We start from the raw sequence: 18,758 nt of genomic DNA, 5'->3' as shown, positions 1-18,758 counted from the left end.
CCGGTTTCCGGGCTCTATCCACCTTCGCCAAAACGGAAGGCGGCAAAGCCTTTCGTCTGTGTCGGGATCGCCCAGACGCCGCCCGAAAACGGTGCTTTCGCCAGCCGGTCTTCGGACATGTTGTGTCGGTGTGACGTCAGGAAAAGGATGCTGAAATCAGGTCCTCCGAAGCACGGCATGGTGGGGTGCGGCACAGGAGTCGCAATCACATCCGCATGCTTGCCATCAGGTGTGAAAACGTTCAACAGGCCGGCGGAAACGCCAGCGCTGTAATAGGTGCCGCTGCTGTCGAGACAGCCGCCATCGGGTCTTCCCGTCTCTTCCGTCATCCGGGCCACCAGCACGCCCTCATCGAATGTGCCGGTCCTGCTGTCGAATTTTCGCCTGCGTATCCATTTCTGGACGGAATCGCTCTGCCACATGATGGAGCCGTCCGGGGAAAAGGCGAGGCCGTTCGGGCATGTGAGGCCAGTCTGCATGCGCTCGGCGCTTTTTTCGGTGATCCGCCAAAGTTCACCATGGGGCTCCATGTCCGTGAGTGGCACATTGTGCATGGTTCCCACCCAGAAGGCGCCGTCGGGGCCGACCCGTCCGTCGTTCAGCCGGCAAGGAATGCCGTCCGGTGACGGGAGGGAGTGGAGAAGGCGTGTTTCGCCGCTCTCCGGATCGAGGATGACGATATCCATGCCGCAGGCGACGATGAGGTCGCCGTTCCGACAGAGGCCGAGACTCGATACCGTATGGGGAAACGCCCATTCGCGATAGAAGCCGGGCTCGAGCGCTGCGGACCGCACCGTCCTGCCGAGTATATCGCACCAGAAAAGCACCTGTCGCCGCTCGTCCCAGACAGGGGATTCCGCAAGTGTGCTCATCGTGTCGCACAGAAGTTTCGCCTGAGACATGGCAAGCGCTTTTTCGGGAGTTGCCGTATTCATGATGCTCGAACCGTTGAAGATGATGGCGCGGAATTATTCGAAATAGTCCTGGTGGTTCTCGAAAACCTGCGAAAGAATGCCGAGAACGCGTCTCAAGTGCTTGCGCAAACTATCGGTCGCGCGGGCTTCGTCCCCGGCCTTGATCGCATCGTAAACCGCTTCATGTTCGGAGAGCAGCCGCGCCATATGCGCCTCGTCGGTGATGGCGAGGGCGCGCAGGCGGTCCAGTCCCGCCTTCTCGCGGATCAACAGCGTCTCCAGCCTCTCAAGCCCCGTCGCGGCGGCAAGCGCGCTGTGGAACTGGTCGTCATGCACACGGAAAGCCTTTCTGTCTCCGCGGTGCATGGCTGCGCGCTGGCCGGTGAGGGCGTGTTCGATCTCCTGCTCGGCCTCCGCCGTTATGCCGATCTGGCACAGCCTGCAAACCGCAGCGACCTCCAGCGCCTCGCGGATGAACTGCGCGCTACGAATGTGCTTTTCCGATAATCTGGAGACATAGGTGCCACGGCTTGGCAGGGTGACGATCAGGCCGTCATCCCGCAGGCGGCTCAGCGCTTCGCGCACCGGCGTTCGACTGGAATTGAACAACTGGCCGATTTCGTTTTCCGAAACCGCCTGGCCGGGAAAAAGCTCCCGGGAAAGGATCGCCGATTTCAGCGCGGAATAGATCTGGTCCACGACCGGACGATTAAGGTCCAGTCGCTCCATTGTCGGCACGGTGCCGCCTGTTACGGGAATTTTCGGCATATACCCTCCAGCGTTTTCATGACCGGTATACCGGAACACAAGTCTGTTGACAACCGGCATACCGGTATGCAAATGATCGCTTATTGGGAAGGAGGCTCCCGAAATGCAAAATATCAAGACCTGCGTCATCGTTGGCGCCGGAATGGTGGCGAAGACGCATGTGCTCGCCTGTGCGGCAAGTCCGGAAAAAATTCGCCTGAAGGGTTTGGTCGATGGCGGCTCCGGTCGCGCCAGGGCGCTGGCCGCCGAAGCGTCGAAACATACCGGATATGAGATCGTCGTTTATTCCTCGGTCGAGGAAGCTGCACGCGATGCGGATGTCGATTTCGCCATCGTCGCAACGCCGCCGAATGCCCGCATCGATATCGTCGGACAGCTCGCAAAGGCGGGCAAACACATTCTGATGGAAAAGCCCGTCGCCCGTAACACGCAGGAGGCCGGCGGCCTTGTCGCCCTCTGTCGTGACGCCGGCGTCACGCTCGGCATCATCTTCCAGCACCGCATGCGGGCTGCATCGCAAAAAGCCCGTGAACTGGTCGATGGCGGGACGCTCGGAGCGCTCGGTCTTTGCGAAATTTCCGTGCCGTGGTGGCGCGCGCAATCCTATTATGATGAACCCGGCCGCGGCACCCTGGCGCGCGACGGCGGCGGTGTTCTGATCTCCCAGGCAATCCACACCATCGATCTGGCGCTGAGCCTTGCCGGACCGGTCTCGCGCGTTCAGGCCATGGCGGCGACGACGCGTTTTCATCGCATGGAAACCGAGGATTATGTCGCGGCCGGCCTTCGTTTCAAGAATGGTGCCGTCGGTTCGCTGGTGGCAAGCACCGCAAGTTTTCCCGGCGCTCCGGAATCGATTGTCCTGCATTTCGACAATGCCAGCCTGCGGCTCGCCTCGGGCCTCCTGCATGTCGACTGGCGCGATGGCCGGCAGGAGACCTTCGGCGGCGCGGCATCCGGCACGGGTGGCGGCGCCGACCCCATGGCTTTCACGCATGAATGGCATCAGGGCGTCTTCGAAGATTTCGCAGACGCCATCTCCTCAGGGCGCGCCCCGGTCGTCACCGGTGAAGCGGCTCTTTTGTCTCACAGATTGATCGACGCGATCATCAACTCGGCCGACACCGGCAAGGAAGTGGAACTGCAGGATGACTAAAGCAATCAAGTTCGTCGCTCTCGGCATAGAGCACCGGCACATTTTCGGCATGGCCCAGAACATGCTGGATGCCGGCGCGGAATTCGCCGGCTGGTGGACCGAAGGCGAGCCAGACGTGGTGGAAGGCTTCGTCAAGCGCTTCCCGGATGTGCCGCGCGCGGCCTCCAAGGAAGCTCTGCTGGCCGATGGCAGCATCGATCTCGTGTTGATCGCCGACATTCCCTCCAAGCGCGCCGATCTTGCCATCGCCGCCATGGAAGCCGGCAAGGACGTCATGTCCGACAAGCCGGGCTGCACCACCTTCGAACAGCTCGATCGCCTTCGCCAGACGGTGGCGAAGACCAAGCGCATCTGGACTGTCGATTTCTCCGAGCGTTTTGAAGTTCCGAGCGTGACCAAGGCCGCTGAACTGGTCGCGCAGGGCGCCATCGGCCGCGTCATTCAGACCGTCGGCCTCGGCCCGCATCGCCTGAACCGCCAGATTCGCCCGAAGTGGTTCTTCGAGCGCGAGGCCTATGGTGGCATCATCACCGATATCGCCAGCCACCAGATCGACCAGTTCATGTTCTTCACCGGTTCGACCGAAGTGGAAATCGTGGCTGCCACCGTTGCCAACTATGCCAACCCGCGCGATCCGGGCCTGCAGGATTTCGGCGAAGTGGTGCTGCGCGGCGACAAGGGCCACGGCTATATCCGCGTTGACTGGTACACGCCGGATGCGCTGCCGACCTGGGGTGACGGCCGCCTCACCATCCTCGGCACCGAGGGTTACATCGAGCTGCGTAAATATGTCGATGTCGGCAACAAGGAAGGCACCGACCGTCTCATTCTCGTGAATGGCGACCGCTGCGAATATATCGATGCCTCCGGTGCTGGTCTGCCCTATTTCGGCCGCCTGTGCGACGACATCCGCAACCGCACCGAAACGGCGATGACGCAGGAACATGTGTTCAAGGTATGCGACCTGTCGCTGCAAGCGCAGGCCAAGGCCGAAGGAGCAAAGGCATGATTGGCGTTGCAATCGTTGGTGCCGGCATCGGCGCCCTGCATCTGAAGGGTTATCAGGCGTTGCCGGAGCGCTTCTCCGTCAAGGCTATCTGCGACCTCGATCTGGAGCGCGCCCGCTCCGTGGCGGGTGAGGATACGTCCATCCGCCTGACGACCGATCTCGATGAGGTTCTGGCCGATGAGAGCATCCAGCTCATCGACGTCTGCCTGCCGCCGCACCTGCATTTCCCCGTGACGCTGAAGGCGCATGCGGCGGGCAAGGATGTGGTCTGCGAAAAGCCGCTGGTCCGTTCGCTTGAAGAAGCAAATGCGCTGATCGACTCCGTCAAAAAGACCGGCCGTGGCGTGTTTCCCGTCTTCCAGTACCGTTTCGGACATGCGATGCGGCAGCTTCGTGCGCTCATCGATGCCGGCCTTGCGGGCAAGGCCTTTGTCGCGAGTTCGGAAGTTCACTGGAACCGTGGCGCCAGCTATTACGACATTCCCTGGCGCGGTACGTGGAAGGGCGAGTGCGGCGGCGCTATTCTCGGCCACGCCATCCACGCTCATGATCTTCTCTGCCACGTTCTCGGCCCGGTCGATGAAGTGTTCGCCATGGCCGATACGCGCGTCAACAAGATCGAAACCGAAGACTGCGCGGCGCTCAGCTTCCGCATGAAAAGCGGTGCGCTGGCGACCAGCTCGGTGACGCTCGGTGCCGCCGAAGATACGTCCCGCCTGCGTTTCTGCTTCGAAGGCTTCACCGCCGAGAGCGGCACGCTGCCCTATCGCCCGGCCGAAGACACATGGCGTTTCATCGCCCGTGCGCCGACCACGCAGGACCAGATCGACGCCGTTCTGGCGACGGTGGCCGATGGCGAAAACGGCTTTGCCGGTTTTGTCGAAGCCATTGCCGACGCGATGGAAGGACGCGGCGGCAAGGAAGTGACTGTGAACGATGGCTTGCAGTCCATCGAACTCGTCACGGCCATCTATCGCTCGGTGCGGGAAGGAAAGCCGGTCCGCCTGTCCGACGCCGCAGAAGGCGAATGGATCAAGGGCTGGGCTCCGCGCGCATCCGCCAACGCATAATCATCTAAGGGAGGAAAAGAGATGATCGGTAAATACAGCATGGCATTGGCGCTCGCCATCGGCGCGGCGTCCTTTGCAGGCGCCGCCCAGGCGGCTGAGGAAGTGCGCTTCACCTGCGCTTATGACGGCAACGGCTGCGAAATTCTGAAAGATATTCTCGCGCGTTACGAAAAGCAGCATCCGGACGTGAAGATCGTCACCGACGTCGTGCCCTATAAGGCGCTGCTGGAAGGCCTGCCCGTGCAGCTCGCCGGCGGCAGCGGTCCGGATTTCGCAACCGTGACCGACCTTGGCGGCCTCAACCGCTATTATCTCGATCTCACGCCCTATGTGGACGCGAAATATTGGGAAGACAATTTCTCCAACGTGCTGAAATGGTATCGCAGCGGCCCTGACGACAAGGGCATCTACGGCATGCATACCCAGCTCACCATCACCGGCGCCTTCATCAACCGCACTTTGTTCGATCAGGCCAATGTGGCCGTACCCGGCAAGGATGCAACGCTGGATGACTGGGCGAAGGCCGCAAATGCCGTCGCCAAGGCAACCGGCACGCCTTACCCGATGGCCATTGACCGTTCCGGCCACCGTATTGCCGGTCCGGCCATTTCCTACGGCGCAAAGATTTTCGATGCGGACGGCAAGCCCATTCTGGTCGATGAAGGCTTCACGACTTTCGTGAAGAAATTCGTGGAGTGGAACAAGGACGGCACCATGGCGCGTGACGTCTGGGCCGGGCAGGGCGGCAATACCTATCGCGATGCCGCGCAGGAATTCATCAACGGCCAGCTCGTCTATTACTACTCCGGCAGCTGGCAGACCGCGCGGTTCGACAGCCAGGTCGGCGATGCTTTCGACTGGGAAGTCGTGCCGCAGCCCTGCGGCGGCGCTGCCTGCACCGGCATGCCGGGCGGTACCGGTGTTGTCGGCTTCAAGCAGACCAAGAACCCGAAAATCGTTGCAGACATCCTGAATTTCCTCGCTCAGGACGAGAATTATCTCGACTTCACCGTGCGCACCCGCAACGTTCCGGCCCACAAGGCCGTGGCCGACAAGGGCGTGACCTATACGGGTGCGACGCCTGCGACGCAGAAGGCCATGAACGCCTGGCTGGACCAGATCCCCGGCCTCAGCCCGATTGCTTATACCTATCAGGGTTACAAGAACAATCGCGCCATGTTCAACATCTCCGTACAGCGCATCACGCAGGCCATCGTCGGTGAAAGCACCGTTGATGAAGCCATGGCCCGCGCGAAGACGGACCTCGAGGAAGCGTTGAAACAGGCGAAGTGATCCATCGCCTTCCGGCGCGGCGCATGCCGCGCCGCGCCGGATCGAAGGAGGACCCTCATGTATAAATTTCTTGCGCCCGTCATGGGCATCGTCGAACTGCCCTTCGCCTTCCTGCAGAAGGTTTTAGGCCACCGGCGGATCGCCTGGGTGTTTCTTACACCCAACCTGATCCTGTTTGCGGTCTTCGCCTTTCTGCCGATCGTGCTGAACATGGCCTATTCCGTGACCGGCAGCGAACACATATTGCTTTCCGAACGCCCTTCGGTGGGCGGCGAGAACTTTTCGGTCCTTCTTTCCTGTCAGAATTACCTCGACCCCAATTCCTGTCAGCGCGACCTGTTCTGGCGCTCGGTCTGGAACACGGTTTTCTTCGTGGTGCTGCAGGTCGGTTTTATGGTCGGTTTTTCGCTGATCACGGCCATCGTGCTCAACCGCGATATCCGGGCGCGCGGGTTCTTCCGTGCCGTCTTCTTCTTCCCCGTGCTGCTGTCGCCCGTGGTTGTGGCCTTGATCTGGAAGTGGATTCTCCAGCGTTTCGGCGTTCTCAACGCAGCGATGGAGGGTCTGGGCCTCGGTTCGGTCGACTGGTTGCTCGAAGCCAATCTTGCCTTCGGCTGGTCGGTCTTCCTGTCGGTCTGGGCGCATATGGGTTTTTACACGCTCATTCTTCTGGCCGGCCTGCAGGCGATCCCGCGTGATGTCTATGAGGCGGCGCAGCTCGACAAGGCGAGCCCTTGGCGCATCTTCCGGCGCATCACGCTGCCGCTGCTGGCACCCACCATGCTCGTCGTTCTCGTCCTGTCGCTCATCAAAGGCGTACAGACCTTCGATGAAGTCTTTGCCTTCACGGGTGGCGGCCCCGGTTCGGCGACCACCTTCATCATTCAGTTCATCTATCAGACCGGCTTTGCCGGGACGCCCCGCAATTTCGGCCTTGCGGCTGCCGCTTCGCTGCTGCTCGCCGTGGTGCTCGTGGTGCTGACCGCCCTGCAATTCCGGGCAAACAGGAGCAAGGTCGATGGCTAGGATTGGCGCATTTCTGACCCGTACGCGCGGCCGCAACGGCAAGCTGCACTGGACCGACTGGCTGTCCTACGCCTATCTCGGCGTGGCCGTGCTGATGATGTTCGGTCCCGTCGTCTGGCTCGTGCTCTCTTCGTTCAAGACGGAGGCCGATCTCCAGCGATTTCCGCCGCGTCTTCTGCCCTATACGCAGGAAACCGTGGTGGTGGATGGGCAGGCAGCGCCGCTGCCGGCCTATGTCGACAAGGATGGCCGCAAGTTCGGCATGGTCCGCCGCATCGGTCTCGTGGCCCAGGTGGTTGACCCTGCCAAGCCAACCGAAGTCCTGAAGATGCCGTTCAACGAGCTGAAACCGGCTGAAAAGGTGGCCCTGGCGACTGAAAACTACACAGAGCTTTTCCAGCGCTTCAATTTCCCGCTCTATTTCTGGAACTCGACCTTCATCACGGTGACGTCAACCATCATCATGCTGATCGTCAATTCCATGGCGGCATTCGCGCTCTCGAAATACCAGTTCAAGGGCAGGGGCGTGGTGCTGGCGCTGGTTGTCGGCACGCTGATGATTCCGCAGACCGTCGTGCTGGTGCCACTGTTTCTCATCACCAGCCAGCTCGGCATGATCAACAGTCTCTGGGGCGTCATCATTCCGGGAGCGGCCACGCCGACGGGCGTCTTCCTGCTGCGGCAATATATGCTGACGATCCCGGATGAAATCCTCGATGCCGCCCGCATGGACAAGGCCAGCGAGTGGAAAATCTACTGGCGCATTATCCTGCCGCTTTCGGCCCCGGCGCTCGCCGTTCTTGCGATCCTTGCGATCATGTGGCGCTGGAACGATTTCCTCTGGCCGCTGATCGTGCTGACGCGCAACGACAACTTCACCCTGCAACTGGCGCTCAACTCCTTCCAGGGAGAGATGACGACGGAATGGAGCAATCTTCTGGCCATGACGGTGCTGACACTCGCCCCGATCGCGCTGGTCTTCATGTTCCTGCAAAAATACATCGCCACCGGCATTGCATCCACGGGCGGCAAATAATCCTCAGGGAGGAAACACGACAATGGCAAGTATAGAGCTTCGTCAGGTCAAAAAGACATATGGTGCCCTCGATGTGATCAAGGGTGTCGATCTCGATATCAAACACGGCGAATTCTGCGTTTTCGTCGGCCCTTCCGGCTGCGGCAAGTCGACCCTGCTGCGCATGATCTCCGGTCTCGAAGAACTGAGCGGCGGCGATATCGTCATCGGCGGTGATGTGGTCAACACAGTGCCGGCCGCAGATCGCGGCCTTGCCATGGTGTTCCAGTCCTATGCCCTTTATCCGCATATGACGGTGCGCGAAAACCTGTCCTTCGGACTTGAGAACATCGGCACCTCCAAGAAGGATATCGCCGAAAAGATTTCCCAGGTTTCCAAGATGCTACAGATCGACCAGCTTCTGGAGCGTCGTCCCAAGGATCTCTCGGGCGGCCAGCGCCAGCGCGTCGCCATCGGCCGCGCCGTGGTGCGCGAACCGCGTGTGTTCCTCTTCGACGAGCCGCTTTCCAACCTCGATGCGGAACTGCGCGTCGACATGCGCGGCGAGATTTCCAGTCTTCATCGGCGTCTCGGCAATACCATGATCTATGTGACGCACGATCAGGTGGAAGCCATGACCATGGCCGACAAGATCGCCGTTCTGCGCGCCGGCAAGCTGGAGCAATTTGGTGTGCCGCTCGATCTTTATAACCGCCCGGCCAATCTCTTCGTGGCAGGCTTCATCGGCTCGCCGAAGATGAATTTCTTTGCCGGCGAAGTGACCTCGGATGCAACGCCGTTCCTGAAGATCGCCACCGGCGAATTGATCCCGCTACCGCAGACCGGCTTTTCCTATAAGCCCGGCCAGAAGGTGACGCTCGGCGTCCGCCCGAACCATGTGCAGGCGGGTGGCGAAGGCGCACTGACCATGTCGGTGCGCACCGCGGAACAGTTGGGCGGCGAGTCCTATCTCTATGGTAATCTCGGCGACGGCACTCCGGTGACGCTGCATCTTTCCGGCCAGACCTCGACATCGGCGGGCGAAGTCATCCGCCTGTCGGCGCCGCTGGAACATATCCATCTTTTCGATACGACGAGCGGGCTGACGCTCCGGCAGGACTGACAGCCTTTGGCGCAACCCGCAACGCAGGACCATTGACATGACCGATAAAAAACTCCGTTCCGACCGCTGGTTTGCTCCCGACGACCTGCGCAGCTTCGGCCACCGCTCACGCATGATGCAGCTCGGTTATGCGGAGGAGGATTTTGTCGGCAAACCCGTCATCGGTATCCTGAACACCTGGTCGGAGCTGAATACCTGTCACTCGCATTTCCCAGAGCGCGTGCAGGATGTGAAACGCGGTGTGCTGCAGGCAGGCGGCTTCCCCGTGGAGATGCCGTCGCTTTCGGTGGATGAGAGCTTCACCAAACCGACATCGATGCTTTACCGCAACATGCTGGCGATGGAGACGGAGGAAATGATCCGCTCGCATCCGCTCGACGGCGTGGTGCTGATGGGCGGTTGTGACAAGACGACACCCGGCCTCGTGATGGGCGCGATCTCGGCCGGCGTGCCGATGATCTATCTGCCGGCCGGGCCGATGCTGCGCGGCAACTATGCCGGCAAGGTGCTGGGTTCGGGTTCGGACGCCTGGAAATATTGGGACGAGCGCCGTGCCGGTAACGTCACCGACGAGGAATGGCGCGGCGTGCAGGGCGGCATCGCCCGCTCCGCCGGTGTGTGCATGACCATGGGCACCGCCTCGACCATGACCGCCATTACCGACGCCCTTGGCCTTACCCTGCCGGGAGCTTCCTCCATTCCGGCGGTGGATGCCGAACACCAGCGCATGTCGGCAGGTTGCGGTCGGCGTATCGTGGAAATGGTGGCCGAGGAGCTGACGCCGGACCGTATCCTGACCGCGACCGCGTTTCGCAATGCCGCCATCGTCGCCATGGCGACCGGTTGCTCCACCAATGCCGTCGTGCATCTGATCGCCATGGCCCGCCGCGCCGGCGTGCCGATGACGCTCGATGAGCTAGACGAGCTTGGCCGGGTCACGCCGCTCATCGCCAATGTCCGCCCCTCCGGCAAAGACTATCTGATGGAGGACTTTTATTACGCTGGCGGCCTGCGGGCGCTGATGAAGCAGCTGGAGAGCCGCCTCGACTGTTCGGCGCTCACCGTGACCGGCCGCAGCATGGGCGAAAATCTCGAGGGTGCGAAGGTCTATAATGACGACGTCATCCGCTCGCTCGATAATCCCGTCTATGCGGAAGGCTCGCTTGCGGTGCTGCGCGGCAATCTTTGCCCTGATGGCGCCGTCATCAAGCCCGCCGCCTGCGATCCAAAATACCATATCCATGAAGGCCCGGCGCTGGTCTTCGACAGCTATCCGGAGATGAAGAAGGCGATTGACGATGAGAATCTCGATGTCACGCCGGATCATGTGCTGGTGCTGCGCAATGCCGGTCCGCTCGGCGGTCCCGGTTTTCCGGAATGGGGCATGCTGCCCATCCCGAAGGCGCTGATCAAGAAGGGCCATCGCGATATGGTGCGCATTTCCGATGCCCGCATGTCCGGCACCTCCTATGGTGCCTGCGTGCTGCATGTCGCGCCGGAAAGCTTCGTCGGCGGCCCGCTGGCGCTCCTGAAAACCGGTGATATCGTGCGCCTCGATCTGCCGCAGCGTCGCCTCGACATGCTGGTCAGCGAAGAGGAAATCGCTCAGCGCCGGGCTGCCTGGCAGGCGCCGGCACCGCGTTATGAACGCGGCTATGGTTATCTCTTCTCCAAACACGTCACCCAGGCCGATCAAGGCTGCGATTTCGACTTCCTGCAGACGGATTTCGGCCGCACCGCCGGCGAGCCCGATATTTTCTAAGGGGCCCTATCATGTTGAAGCGATTGCTCATCACAGGCGCCGGCGGCAAGCTGGGCAGCATGCTGCGCGGACGGCTTGGCCATGTCGCCGAGACGATCCGTCTTTCCGACGTCGTCGATCTCGGGGAGACAGCCCCCCATGAGGAGCTTTTTCACTGCCGGCTCGAAGACGAGGCGGCGGTTCGTGAACTGGTGAAGGGCTGTGACGGCATCGTCCATCTCGGCGGTATTTCGGTGGAAAGGGCTTTTGATCCCATCGAGGCCGCCAATCTTCGCGGCGTCTACAATCTTTACGAGGCGGCGAGACAAAACGGCCTGCCGCGCATTCTCTTCGCCTCCAGCAACCACACGATCGGTTATTACCCACAGGGACAGCAGCTCGAGCCGGAAACGCCCTTTCTGCCGGACGGCCTTTACGGCGTCTCGAAGATTTTCGGTGAGGCCATGGCGAGCCTCTACCACTCCAAATTCGGCCAGGAGACGGCCATCGTCCGTATAGGGTCGTGCGAAGAAAAGCCCTCGAACTGGCGGATGTTGTCGACCTGGCTCAGCTACGGCGACTTCGTCTCGCTGATCGAGGCCACCTTCCGTGTGCCGAAACTCGGCTGCCCGGTCATCTGGGGCGTTTCGGCCAATGACGACAGCTGGTGGGACAATTCCCATGTCGATTTTCTCGGCTGGCAGCGGCGCGACAATGCTGCACATTACCGGGCGGAAATCGAACGCGACGTACCGCGCCCCGACCCGGAGGCCGCGATAGCGAAATATCAGGGCGGCATCTTCACAGACGAGCCCATTCACAGAACTTGAAACACATCCATCCGCCCATTGCGAGGAGACAGATATGAATAATGAAACGCGCGAAAAACTGCTGACGATTTCCGTCGCTACCCTGGCGACGGCGCTTTACAAGCGGGGTCTGCGCAACCAGGTCATTCAGGGCGTGCGCCCGCTGGGCTACAAGGGCAAGAATATGGTCGGCCCGGCCTTTACCCTGCGCTACATGCCGGCCCGTGAAGACCGCAACCAGCTTGTTGAATTCCGCAATCCCGCCCATCCGCAGCGCGTCGCCATCGAAACATGCCCGCCGGGCCATGTGCTTGTCATGGACAGCCGCAAGGATGCGACCGCCGCCTCGGCCGGCGATATTCTTGTGACCCGCCTGATGGTTCGCGGCGGTGCCGGCATCGTTTCCGATGGCGGTTTCCGTGATGCGGCCACTATCGCCGAGCTGGATATTCCGGCCTACCACACCCGCCCTTCCAGCCCCACCAACCTCACCAAACACGAGGCAATCGAAATCAACGGTCCGATTGGCTGCGGCGATGCGCCGGTGTTTCCGGGCGACATCATCGTCGGTGACGCCGATTGCGTCATCGTCATCCCTGCGGGCATTGCCGACGACGTGGCGACCGAGGCGGTGGAAATGACGGCTTACGAGGATTTCGTGGTGGAACAGGTCAAGGCAGGCCAGACGATCATCGGGCTTTACCCCTGCACGAAGGAAGAGCACCAGACGGCTTTTGCCGAATGGCGCAAGAAGAACAACCGCTGAACCTTACAGCCAGCCCAGTGCTTTCGCCGCGCGGATCGCCTCCGCGCGGCGTTTGCAATCCAGCTTGCGGAAAAGGTTGCCGAGGTGAAACTTCACCGTCACTTCCGAGATGTTGAGCGTCTGGGCGATCTTCTTGTTGGACATGCCGCTGGCGAGCAGTTGCAGCATCTGCGCCTCCCGCTGCGAAAGCCCGCCATGCAGGGCACGCGCCTGCGGTGAATTCACCGAAGCGGCGAAAATCGACAGCGCGGTGCGGACATCGGACGAGGTTTCGATGAAACTGCGGATGCGGCGATTGTTCAGGAGCGGTGAGAGGAAGACACGCTCCTCCGACAGGACGCCGCTGCAGCCAAGGCGGGTTGCCGATTCAAGGGCCGTGAGGATATGGGCGCGGGCGGCGGCGTTGTCGCGGCGCTGGTGCGCGGCGTAGCTCTGCCAGATTCGCAGCGCGACCTTTTCGCGGTTGGTGACCTTGGGATTGGCGATCATCGCGTCGATCTGGCGGGAGAGATAGGCGCGCGGTGTGAAAAGATGCACGGCATCGCGCAGCCAGGCCATGACATAGGCGATCTCATCGCGGCGCATCAGTCGGGAGAGATCCTCATGTGCGCTCTCCACCCAGTTGCGGCCCATGGGCATGCGGATCGCCGAAAGCGTCGCGGCCGCATCCGCCCAGCGGTTGGCGTTCTGATAGGCGATGGCCGTCCTGATCTCCATCATCGCATGGAATTGCAGCCCTTCCGAAAGATGGATCCACAGACCGTCTAGAAAACCGGGGCGCACGGTCATCGGAAAATGATCGATCAGCACCTGCGAAGCATAATGCAGAGCGAACTGCATCAGGCTCGGCCATATCTCGGCCGCAGCGAAATGATCGAATTCATGTTCCACGAAATGCAGGAGATCGCGCGGTTTTCCCGCCTCATAGGCAAGACAGGCTTCCGCCAGCCGCAGCATCCGGAACTCCTGCACGGCATCATGCTGCACCTGTTCCAGCCGCGCACGCGCCTCCTGCGCCGCGTGGCGCGCCAGAAGCGCATCGCCGCTCATCAGCCGCAGCACGATCTGGTGCAGATGGATGAAAAATTCCAGCAGGGGCTGCCCACCCATCTTGCGTAGATAGATCAGAGCGCGTGCGGCGGCGGCCTCCGCCTCGCGGAAATTGCGGCGGCGGATTTCGAATTCCAGCAGCGCATTGTAATAGGCCGCCCATTTGCCGTGGTCGTTCATGGGATAGTCGGCCATGAATTCCCCCAGACGCGTGATTACCGCGTCATTGGGCGTCAGGTCCTCGGCAATCATCAGGTTCAGTCGGAAGGTGCGTGCGGCGAAGGAAAAACGTGAGCCACGGGCAAGCACTTTCAGCGGATCGAGATAATCCGACCCGAGACTCTTGCCGAGCAGATGGCGCACGCGCTGCAATTCCCCCTGTTTCAGCAGGGCACGGGTAACGGCGAAGAGCACGGTTTCATTCGTTGCGATCATATCCTGCGAAAACCGCATGATGATCTCGCGAAACCTGTCGACGCTGCTCCTGTAGATGAGTTCACGGCCATGGGCGCGTTCCAGGATTTGCGCGGCATGGGTCTCATAACCACGGTCGAGCAGCATCGCCATGGCCGCAAGCGCCCGTCCTTCCTTTTCGAAAGCCGATGCGACCTCCACCACGGCGCTGCCTGCCTGCAGGGTGGCGAGACGTTCCCGAGCAGCCACGCTCAGAAGCCGTATCAGAGTGGGGTGGTTTTCGGGGTTTCCCGTCAGGAAAGGCGGCAGCAGTTCGGTCCAGTCCGCCTCTGGCTCCGCAGAGGGATTTTCCAGCCAGAACGAAAGTTCAACCGTCTGGGCGGGAGAAAGATGCGGCAGGTAGTTTTCCCGCAGATAGTCGGCACACAGCATTTCATTCGGAAAACGGGCCAGTGACAGAAAAGCCGGCCAACCGGCATAGTCGTGGAGGGCGAGACGCCTCTGCTCAGGTGGCAGGCCTCCCACCTCGTCCTCACCAAGAAGCAGTTCATTCGGCCCGATGGTAAGCGAGCCGCGATGCAGGATTTGCCGGGCCAGTCCGCTGATCCGCTGATCTGGCCGGCAGGCGATGACCACCAAGCGCACCGCCTCCAGAAGCGCGGCGGGCATGCGCGCCGCCCGCGCGAAAACCGGCACGTCCCAAAGGAGACAGCCGTTTTCGATCTCGTCGCTTCGCGGCTGGTGCGTGCGGCACACCTCGGTTCCGAGCTCTTTTGCGAGCATTTCCAGCAGCACGCTTTTTCCCGCACCCGCAGGCGCCCGCAGAAAGACAACGCCGGCGGTTTCGCTGGCGATGCGGCGGCAGAGGCGGGAGCGGGGCAGGAGCGTCATTCGCAAAGGCATAGGGGATTTAAGCCTAAAAACCTATACTCATCTTTCAAAGAACTATACCTTTTCCAGATTGTTCAAATGGACATGTGGTGAAAACTTGTGCTCACGCAACCGATGCACAAGGAACGTCCCACCGATGCAGCAACATCCGCTGGTCGCGATTTTGAACAGGCTCGGCACCTTCGTGCTGGTCATGATCGCCCTGTCCATCATGATTTTCGTGCTGGCCCGCGTGGTGCCGGGCGATCCCGCCCGCATGGCGCTCGGTCCTGCGGCAACGCAGGAGCAGGTGGATGCGCTGCGCGGCGAGATGGGCCTCGATAAGCCGCTCGCCGTCCAATATCTCGACTATATCGGCAATGCCCTGCATGGCGATCTTGGTTTCTCGCTGGTGTCGCAACGCCCGGTCACCACCGATCTGGCGCAGACCGTTCCGGCCACAGTCGAGCTGGTGCTGGTCTCGGTCATCTTCATGTTTGCCGTCGCCATCCCGCTCGGCGTCATCACGGCGCATTACCGCGACCGGCCGCTTGACCATATTGGCCGCATCCTGTCGCTCACCGGGGTCACGATCCCGAGCTTTCTTTTCGCCATCACGCTGCAATTGCTGGCCGCCCGCTTTCTCTCCGACTGGCCGATCATCGGCAGGCTCGACCACGGGCTTGGCTGGCAGGGCGGCCCGACGGGCTTCATCCTGATCGACGGCACGCTGGCCGGACGGTTCGATGTGGTGCTGGATGCGCTGAAACACCTTGCACTGCCGGCATTTGCGCTTTCCATGGCAGGCATCGGCCAGATCACCCGCATCACGCGTTCCTCGATGATCGAGAACCAGCGCAAGGACCATGTGCTCACCCTGCAAAGCTTCGGCGTGCCGGACCGGGTCATCATCTTCCGTTATCTGCTGAAGCTCTCTTCCATCGCGCCGCTGACGATCATGGGTCTCGAATTCGCGTCGCTGATCGGCAATGCCTTCGTCATCGAGATGGTCTTCGCCTGGGGCGGGTTCGCTTCCTACGGGCTGAACGCCATCCTGCAGAAAGACCTCAATGCCGTGACCGCCGTGGTGCTGGTGGCCGGCCTGTTCTTCATCGTTGCGAACCTGATTGTGGATGTCCTGATCTCGATCATCGACCCGCGCCTGCGCCGCAAGGAGGCTCGCTGATGGCCGATATGAAAATGCTTGAACCCACCGATCGCGGCCTAAGCGCCGGTTACATGATGTGGTATCGCTTCAGCCGCAATCCGGCAGCCGTCATCGGTTCGCTGATCCTGCTATCGGTGCTGGTGCTGGCGGTCTTCGCGCCATGGCTCACGCCCTATCCGAAACATATCGGCGCGGTCGTCGATTTCCGCGCCCGCCATATGCCGCCGGATCTGGAGCACTGGTTCGGCACCGACAAGGCCGGGCGCGATATCTTTTCCCGTACCATCTTCGGGCTGCGGGTCTCGCTGCTTCTCGTCATCGGCGTGCTCGGCATTTCGGTGCCTGTAGGCACGGTGCTTGGCCTCGTCGCCGGTTATTTCGGTGGCTGGACTGAAAAGCTCATCAGCGGCCTGACGAATGTGATGCTGGCCATGCCGCCACTCGTCATGGCGCTCGCGGTCTCCAACCTCCTGGAACCGACACTGATGAACGCCATGATCGCGATCACGCTGCTGTGGTGGACCTGGCATGCGCGGCTGATCTATTCCGTGTCGAAGTCCATCGCTTCGGAAGACTATATCGAGGCGGCGCGTCTTGCCGGTGCCGGCCCGCTGCACATCCTCTTCCGCGAAATCCTGCCCAATTGCGTCTCGGTCATATCGGTCAAGACCACGCTGGATGCCGCCTTCGTCATTCTGTTCGGCGCGACGCTGAGCTTCCTCGGTTTCGGCGTCAAACCGCCGACCCCTGACCTTGGTTCGATGGTTGCCGACGGGCGCCAGTTCATGCCGGATTTCTGGTGGGAAGTGCTCTGCCCCGGTGCGGCTGTGCTTTACGTGACGCTGGGCTTCAACCTGCTGGGCGACGGCCTGCGTGACATGTTCGACGTGGAAAGCTAAGGCCATGACTGAACCGCTTCTCAAGGTCGAAAACCTCAACGTCACCTTCACCAATTACGGCCGCACCCGGCAGGTGCTGCGCGACGTGGCCTTCACGGTCGCCGCCGGCGAGCGCGTGGCGCTGATCGGCGAAACCGGATCGGGCAAATCCGTCACCGCCAAGGCGATCATCGGCACTTTGCCGAAGAATGCCGCGATCACATCAGGTGCGATCGTCATCGATGGCCGGGATGTGCTTGCCCTGCCGCGCAGGGAGCGCGAGGCCCTGAAAGGAACGGCGTTTTCGCTGATCATGCAGGACCCGCTCTCTTCCTTCAATCCGGTCTTCAAGATCGGCACGCATCTCGATGATGTCATGCGTTTTGCCGACAAACGCGACGGCGTCAATTCGTCCAAGGCGGAGCGTCGCAACCGCATCGCAGCCGTTTTACGCCGCGTGCAGCTCGCCGATACTGAGCGGGTCATGAACGCCTATCCGTCCGAGCTTTCGGGCGGCATGCGTCAGCGTGTGCTGATCGGGCTTGCGCTGCTGCACCAGCCGAAGCTCCTGATCGCCGATGAGCCCGGCACGGCGCTCGACGTGACGACGCAGGATGAAATCCTCAACCTCATCAACCAGCTTGTTGCCGAAGAAAACATGGCGCTGCTGATGATCACCCACAATCTCGGCGTCGTGCGCAAGGTGGCGGACCGGGTCGTGGTCATGCATCACGGCGATATCGTCGAGACCGGTCCATGCACGCAAATCCTGCATAGCCCTGCCAAGGACTATACGCGTTCGCTGCTGGATGCGGTGCCGCCGCTCTATGGCCCACGCGTCACGGACCTCACGCAAAGCACGCGGCAGCCGATCATCACCATCGAAGGCCTGAACAAGATTTACGGCAGGCGCAATGGTTACCATGCCGTGCGCGACGTGAACCTGACGCTGAAGCAGGGCGAGGTTTTTGGCCTGGCGGGTGAGTCTGGCTCCGGCAAGACCTCGGTTGCGCGCATGATCATGGGCCTGTCGCGTCCCACCTCCGGCAATCTTGTCATTGACGCCCCGGCGCCTGAGCGCGGCAAGCGGCTGACGCAGATCGTCTATCAAAATCCGGGTACTTCGCTCAATCCGAAGCGTACCGTCAGGCAGACGCTTTCCCTGCCGCTGAAATCCATCGGCATGGACGCGTCCGCGCGTGAAAGCCGCATGCAGGAACTGATGGGGCTGGTGCGGCTGCCGCAATCCTATCTCGGTAAATATCCACATGAGCTTTCCGGCGGCCAGAAGCAGCGCGTGGCGATTGCCCGTGCGCTGGCGGCAGAACCGAAAATCCTCATCCTTGATGAGCCGACGGCAGCACTTGATGTCTCCGTGCAGAAGACGGTGATCGACCTTCTGCTGCAGCTGCGCGAGGAACTTGGCCTCACCTATCTGATGATCTCGCACGACCTGTCGCTGATGCGCAATTTCTGCTCGCGCATCGCCATCATGCTGCGCGGCGAGATCGTTGAGGAGGGCGTGACGTCGGCGGTCTTCGCTGCGCCGTCCCATCCCTATACCCGCGCCCTGATCGCGGCCATCCCCGTCGTCACCGACGAGGAAGAACGTCTCAAACCCACCGTGACCGAGGAAGAGCGCATGCGCTTCCTCGTAAAAACGACCGATTGATGAAAGAGGAGCCTGA

The 18,758-nt window shown here is 61.3% G+C and carries 16 protein-coding genes; 13 read left to right on the top strand and 3 right to left on the bottom strand.

Annotated elements, in window-relative coordinates:
- Positions 1–14: 14 nt before the first annotated feature.
- Positions 15–935: an SMP-30/gluconolactonase/LRE family protein gene (locus tag ACQZ60_RS18760; protein ID WP_020813255.1), complete on the bottom strand. Its 921-nt coding sequence runs from the start codon at positions 933–935 to the stop codon at positions 15–17.
- A gap of 33 nt (positions 936–968) precedes the next feature.
- Positions 969–1,682, bottom strand: a complete 714-nt coding sequence (locus tag ACQZ60_RS18755; protein ID WP_020813256.1) for a GntR family transcriptional regulator — start codon at positions 1,680–1,682, stop codon at positions 969–971.
- Between the two features lie 103 nt (positions 1,683–1,785).
- Between ACQZ60_RS18755 and ACQZ60_RS18750 the strand changes: the two genes are divergently transcribed.
- The 10 genes from ACQZ60_RS18750 to ACQZ60_RS18705 are packed head-to-tail and all read left to right on the top strand — an operon-like array spanning position 1,786 to position 12,690.
- Positions 1,786–2,838: a Gfo/Idh/MocA family protein gene (locus tag ACQZ60_RS18750; RefSeq protein WP_448735863.1), complete on the top strand. Its 1,053-nt coding sequence runs from the start codon at positions 1,786–1,788 to the stop codon at positions 2,836–2,838.
- Positions 2,831–3,847 carry a Gfo/Idh/MocA family protein gene (locus ACQZ60_RS18745; RefSeq protein ID WP_080854518.1) on the top strand — a complete coding sequence of 339 codons (1,017 nt, stop codon included), beginning with the start codon at positions 2,831–2,833 and terminating at the stop codon, positions 3,845–3,847. The genes ACQZ60_RS18750 and ACQZ60_RS18745 overlap by 8 nt, the downstream gene beginning before the upstream one ends.
- On the top strand, positions 3,844–4,917 hold the full coding sequence (locus ACQZ60_RS18740) for a Gfo/Idh/MocA family protein (protein WP_448735862.1): 1,074 nt from the start codon (positions 3,844–3,846) through the stop codon (positions 4,915–4,917). Before ACQZ60_RS18745 ends, ACQZ60_RS18740 begins: the two co-directional genes overlap by 4 nt.
- A gap of 21 nt (positions 4,918–4,938) precedes the next feature.
- Positions 4,939–6,210 carry an ABC transporter substrate-binding protein gene (locus tag ACQZ60_RS18735; protein ID WP_137453897.1) on the top strand — a complete coding sequence of 424 codons (1,272 nt, stop codon included), beginning with the start codon at positions 4,939–4,941 and terminating at the stop codon, positions 6,208–6,210.
- 57 nt (positions 6,211–6,267) lie between these two features.
- Complete coding sequence (locus ACQZ60_RS18730) at positions 6,268–7,236, top strand: carbohydrate ABC transporter permease (protein WP_003524617.1); 969 nt, start codon at positions 6,268–6,270, stop codon at positions 7,234–7,236.
- Positions 7,229–8,272 carry a carbohydrate ABC transporter permease gene (locus ACQZ60_RS18725; RefSeq protein ID WP_003524615.1) on the top strand — a complete coding sequence of 348 codons (1,044 nt, stop codon included), beginning with the start codon at positions 7,229–7,231 and terminating at the stop codon, positions 8,270–8,272. Before ACQZ60_RS18730 ends, ACQZ60_RS18725 begins: the two co-directional genes overlap by 8 nt.
- Before the next feature lie 22 nt (positions 8,273–8,294).
- Complete coding sequence (locus ACQZ60_RS18720; protein WP_448735861.1) at positions 8,295–9,374, top strand: ABC transporter ATP-binding protein; 1,080 nt, start codon at positions 8,295–8,297, stop codon at positions 9,372–9,374.
- A gap of 37 nt (positions 9,375–9,411) precedes the next feature.
- The gene (gene araD / locus ACQZ60_RS18715) at positions 9,412–11,136 is read left to right on the top strand and encodes an L-arabinonate dehydratase (protein ID WP_448735860.1); all 1,725 of its coding nucleotides are present in this window, start codon (positions 9,412–9,414) and stop codon (positions 11,134–11,136) included.
- An 11-nt stretch (positions 11,137–11,147) separates the two neighbouring features.
- Positions 11,148–11,945, top strand: coding sequence for an NAD-dependent epimerase/dehydratase family protein (locus ACQZ60_RS18710; RefSeq protein ID WP_448735859.1), 798 nt, complete (start codon positions 11,148–11,150; stop codon positions 11,943–11,945).
- Positions 11,946–11,979: 34 nt separating this feature from the next.
- The gene (locus ACQZ60_RS18705) at positions 11,980–12,690 is read left to right on the top strand and encodes a ribonuclease activity regulator RraA (RefSeq protein ID WP_020813265.1); all 711 of its coding nucleotides are present in this window, start codon (positions 11,980–11,982) and stop codon (positions 12,688–12,690) included.
- Positions 12,691–12,693: 3 nt separating this feature from the next.
- Here the strand turns inward: ACQZ60_RS18705 and ACQZ60_RS18700 are convergent, their stop codons facing one another.
- Positions 12,694–15,045, bottom strand: a complete 2,352-nt coding sequence (locus ACQZ60_RS18700) for a response regulator transcription factor (RefSeq protein WP_448735858.1) — start codon at positions 15,043–15,045, stop codon at positions 12,694–12,696.
- A gap of 136 nt (positions 15,046–15,181) precedes the next feature.
- Here ACQZ60_RS18700 and ACQZ60_RS18695 point away from each other — a divergent pair, with 136 nt between their 5' ends.
- Genes ACQZ60_RS18695 through nikE form a run of 3 tightly spaced genes read left to right on the top strand, consistent with a single transcriptional unit; the run spans position 15,182 to position 18,742 of the window.
- Positions 15,182–16,210 (top strand): ABC transporter permease, encoded by a 1,029-nt coding sequence (locus ACQZ60_RS18695; protein WP_448735857.1) that lies wholly within the window; start codon positions 15,182–15,184, stop codon positions 16,208–16,210.
- A complete protein-coding gene (locus ACQZ60_RS18690) occupies positions 16,210–17,091 on the top strand; it encodes an ABC transporter permease (protein ID WP_059753285.1) in 882 nt (293 codons plus the stop codon). Before ACQZ60_RS18695 ends, ACQZ60_RS18690 begins: the two co-directional genes overlap by 1 nt.
- 4 nt (positions 17,092–17,095) lie before the next feature.
- Positions 17,096–18,742 carry a nickel ABC transporter ATP-binding protein NikE gene (gene nikE / locus ACQZ60_RS18685; protein WP_448735856.1) on the top strand — a complete coding sequence of 549 codons (1,647 nt, stop codon included), beginning with the start codon at positions 17,096–17,098 and terminating at the stop codon, positions 18,740–18,742.
- Positions 18,743–18,758 lie beyond the last annotated feature (16 nt).

It is taken from the genome of Agrobacterium sp. 22-223-1 (assembly GCF_053522385.1).
The sequence above is the reverse complement of the archived record's forward strand: the minus strand, read 5'-3'. Positions and strand labels throughout refer to the sequence as shown.

Coding starts and splice junctions, on each gene's coding strand:
- ACQZ60_RS18760 (WP_020813255.1), bottom strand. CDS start 935: ATGAATACGGCAACTCCCGAAAAAGCGCTTGCCATGTCTCAGGCGAAA.
- ACQZ60_RS18755 (WP_020813256.1), bottom strand. CDS start 1,682: ATGCCGAAAATTCCCGTAACAGGCGGCACCGTGCCGACAATGGAGCGA.
- ACQZ60_RS18750 (WP_448735863.1), top strand. CDS start 1,786: ATGCAAAATATCAAGACCTGCGTCATCGTTGGCGCCGGAATGGTGGCG.
- ACQZ60_RS18745 (WP_080854518.1), top strand. CDS start 2,831: ATGACTAAAGCAATCAAGTTCGTCGCTCTCGGCATAGAGCACCGGCAC.
- ACQZ60_RS18740 (WP_448735862.1), top strand. CDS start 3,844: ATGATTGGCGTTGCAATCGTTGGTGCCGGCATCGGCGCCCTGCATCTG.
- ACQZ60_RS18735 (WP_137453897.1), top strand. CDS start 4,939: ATGATCGGTAAATACAGCATGGCATTGGCGCTCGCCATCGGCGCGGCG.
- ACQZ60_RS18730 (WP_003524617.1), top strand. CDS start 6,268: ATGTATAAATTTCTTGCGCCCGTCATGGGCATCGTCGAACTGCCCTTC.
- ACQZ60_RS18725 (WP_003524615.1), top strand. CDS start 7,229: ATGGCTAGGATTGGCGCATTTCTGACCCGTACGCGCGGCCGCAACGGC.
- ACQZ60_RS18720 (WP_448735861.1), top strand. CDS start 8,295: ATGGCAAGTATAGAGCTTCGTCAGGTCAAAAAGACATATGGTGCCCTC.
- araD (WP_448735860.1), top strand. CDS start 9,412: ATGACCGATAAAAAACTCCGTTCCGACCGCTGGTTTGCTCCCGACGAC.
- ACQZ60_RS18710 (WP_448735859.1), top strand. CDS start 11,148: ATGTTGAAGCGATTGCTCATCACAGGCGCCGGCGGCAAGCTGGGCAGC.
- ACQZ60_RS18705 (WP_020813265.1), top strand. CDS start 11,980: ATGAATAATGAAACGCGCGAAAAACTGCTGACGATTTCCGTCGCTACC.
- ACQZ60_RS18700 (WP_448735858.1), bottom strand. CDS start 15,045: ATGACGCTCCTGCCCCGCTCCCGCCTCTGCCGCCGCATCGCCAGCGAA.
- ACQZ60_RS18695 (WP_448735857.1), top strand. CDS start 15,182: ATGCAGCAACATCCGCTGGTCGCGATTTTGAACAGGCTCGGCACCTTC.
- ACQZ60_RS18690 (WP_059753285.1), top strand. CDS start 16,210: ATGGCCGATATGAAAATGCTTGAACCCACCGATCGCGGCCTAAGCGCC.
- nikE (WP_448735856.1), top strand. CDS start 17,096: ATGACTGAACCGCTTCTCAAGGTCGAAAACCTCAACGTCACCTTCACC.